The 2885-nt window shown below is 68.7% G+C and carries 3 protein-coding genes and 1 riboswitch; all 3 genes read left to right on the forward strand.

The features are described 5' to 3' along the window. The first annotated feature begins 395 nt into the window (after positions 1–395). On the forward strand, positions 396–800 hold the full coding sequence (locus AC1DQP_RS18990) for a glycine zipper 2TM domain-containing protein (protein ID WP_256775286.1): 405 nt from the start codon (positions 396–398) through the stop codon (positions 798–800). Positions 801–975: 175 nt separating this feature from the next. Continuing rightward, positions 976–2115, forward strand: a complete 1140-nt coding sequence (locus AC1DQP_RS18995) for a phosphotransferase enzyme family protein (protein WP_478052256.1) — start codon at positions 976–978, stop codon at positions 2113–2115. Between the two features lie 39 nt (positions 2116–2154). Then, a riboswitch (TPP riboswitch) is annotated at positions 2155–2250 on the forward strand. Positions 2251–2315: 65 nt separating this feature from the next. Continuing rightward, positions 2316–2885, forward strand: a 570-nt coding sequence (locus AC1DQP_RS19000) for a TonB-dependent receptor plug domain-containing protein (protein ID WP_478052257.1), incomplete at its 3' end; no start/stop codon positions are given.

Below are 2885 nucleotides of genomic sequence, written 5' to 3' on the forward strand. Positions count from 1 at the left end.
AAATCAAGGAGGAGGCCGCCCAGCGGCCGGGGGACATTTGCGCCAGGGGCCTACCGGCCGCTACGGGGCCCCCACGCTCGCGACAACCCCGCACGACGCACGACGCTTGCATCCGTACGCACGTAGCGGTGCGCCACCGCCTAAAGCACGCGGAACAAGACACGCCCCTCCAGTGGAGAGAAGCGCCTTTGTTGTCTGCGCTCCGTTGGCTGTGCGGTCAGCGGCGGCCAAACCCCAACGGCCGCCATCGTTCATGCGCAGGTCATGCATTTTTCAGCACCGCTTCAGACGCCCTGCCGTTATATGAATACGCACTCTGGCCTCACCCAGGCGGCAATGTTCCGACAATGTTGGAACCCCAGCTTGGTAGCCAGCACCCGACAGGAGAACCGAACATGCTCAACATTTCCGCACTCAGCTTTCGTGGCCTGGCCATGGCCCTGGCGCTGACCGCCGGCCTGGCCACCATCAGCGATGCCAGCGCAATGTCCAGGAAGGACAAGCGCACGGTCGTGGGCGCGGTGGTGGGCGGCGTGGCCGGTCACCTTATCTCCAACGGCGACCCGACCGCCACGGTCGGCGGCGCGGTTGCCGGTGGTGCCATCGGCAACCTCACCACCCGCGACAACCGTGACCGCCGCTACGATCGCGGCTACGACAACCGCCGCTATGATGATCGCCGTCATGACCGCCGCTACGGCTACGACCGCGGTTACGACCGCCGCAATGACCGCGCCCGTTGGGAGCGCGAACAGCGCGATCGCCGCGACTGGGATCGTCGCCATGGGCGCGGCTGGTAAAGCGGGCGCGACGGCCGGCTGAAGCGGCCGCTTGATGGACGACAGCGCAGCGGGCGGGTCGATGACCCGCCCGTTCTGCGTTCCAGGCACGCGCTGCGCAACGGCATGGACACCCGACGCACGCGGTACCCTAGCGCTCCCCCCCGCGCCGCAGCGCACGTCCGACCGCGTCCCGATGAACACCGACACCCACCTCGTCCAGGGCCTCGACAACGATACGGTCGTTGCCGACTGGCCGGCGATCACCGACAAGGAAATCGCCTGGTTGCAGGACCGGTATCCGCAGCTTGGCAGCCACGGCCGCCTGCTGTGGCATAGCCCACGCCCGTTGTCGGCGGCGGCCATCGTCGAGAGCGGTGCGGCCGGACCGGTCTTCGTCAAGCGTCACCACGCCAGCGTACGCAGTGCGCAGGTGCTGGGCGAAGAGCATCGCTTCATCGCCCACCTTGCCGCCGCCGGCATACCGGTCGTGCAGGTACTGCGCGCGGTCGATGGCAGCACCGCGGTCGAACACGATGGCTGGACCTACGAGCTGCACGCCCTTGCACCCGGCCACGACCTGTATCGCGACGCCCCCTCCTGGACACCACTGACCGACGCCGCGCAGGCGCGCGAAGCCGGCCGCGTGCTCGCACAGCTGCATCAGGCCTCGGCCGGTTACCAAGGCCCGCAGCGCGACACGCACCTGCTGGTCGCGCGTGACGACCTGATCCGCAGCGCCGACCCGGTGGCGATGATCGCGCGCGATCTCCACGTTCGCCCCGGCCTGGCCGCGTATCTGGCGCGACAGACCTGGCAGGACGACCTGCAGCGCGCGGTGCTGCCCTGGCATGCCGGCTTGGCCGCACGCCTGCAGGATGAGCCGCGGCTGTGGACGCACAACGACTGGCACGTCTCCAACCTGCTGTGGCGCGCGTCGGGCGACGGCATGGAGGTGGCCAGCGTGCTCGACTTCGGGCTGGCCTCGCCCACCAGCGCCCTGTTCGACCTGGCCACGGCCATCGAACGCAATGCGGTTGCCTGGCTGGACGTGGACGCACCGGCCCCCGCCGCACGCGTGCCGATCGCGCTGGCCCTGCTTGAGGGCTATCGGGACGTGCTGCCGCTGTCGGCCGAGCGCGTGCACCTGCTCGCCGATCTGCTGCCGATCGTGCACCTGGACTTTGCCCTGTCCGAAGTGGAGTACTTCGAAGGCGTCACCGGCTCTTCAGCCAACGCCGACGTGGCCTACCACACCTTCCTGCTGGGCCACGCCGACTGGTTCAAGGGCACCGACGGGCAGGCCCTGCTCGCGGCCCTGCACGCCGCCGCCTGAGCGAGGGCGGGCAAAACCGTACCGGTTGTGGTGAAATAGTCGCCGAAGCGGGGGTGCCTGGCGAAGCCAGGCTGAGAGAGTCCCTTGGAACCTGATCCGGTTGATACCGGCGTAGGGAGCTTTGTGCAGTGGGCGCAACGACCGGACGGGTCGCTGCGCGCGCGCCGTCGCTTCGTCTCTTCTGGCTGATGACGAATCGAATGAACCGCTGCTACCGCCCTGCCCTGCTGACCGTTGCCCTGTGCGCCGCCCTGCCGCTGCACGCCAGCGACGCCGCACCCGATGCCGCCGACCGTACCCCGACCGAACTTGCCGCCGTGCGCGTGCAGGCGCGGCAATCGGTGACGCCCGCCATCCAGTCCAACAGCTTCGGCAGCGGCGACTGGAAGAACACGCCGGCGTCGATGAACGTGCTCGATCGCACGCTGCTGGACAGCCGCCAGGTGCGCACGCTGTCCGAGCTGGCCAGCAACGATGCCGCGCTGGGCGACAGCTACGCGCCGGTCGGGTATTACCAGAACATTGCCATCCGCGGCTTTCCGCTGGACACGGCCACCGGCTACCGCTTCAACGGTCTGTCCATCGCCGGCGAGCAGCGCCTGGCGCTGGAGAATGTGCAGCAGGTTGAAATCCTCAAGGGCGAAGCCGGCCTGGCCGCGGGCGTGATGGCGCCCGGCGGCATCATCAACTACGTCGGCAAGCGGCCCACCGAAGTACGCAACGTCACCTTGGGCACCGATTCGGAAGGCTCGCGCTACGCGGCGGTGGAT

The sequence above is a fragment of the Stenotrophomonas sp. P5_A8 genome (genome assembly GCF_056400545.1).

What these genes read in the sequence shown, in the direction of transcription:
- AC1DQP_RS18990 (WP_256775286.1), top strand. Translation starts at nt 396, where the DNA reads ATGCTCAACATTTCCGCACTCAGCTTTCGTGGCCTGGCCATGGCCCTG.
- AC1DQP_RS18995 (WP_478052256.1), top strand. Translation starts at nt 976, where the DNA reads ATGAACACCGACACCCACCTCGTCCAGGGCCTCGACAACGATACGGTC.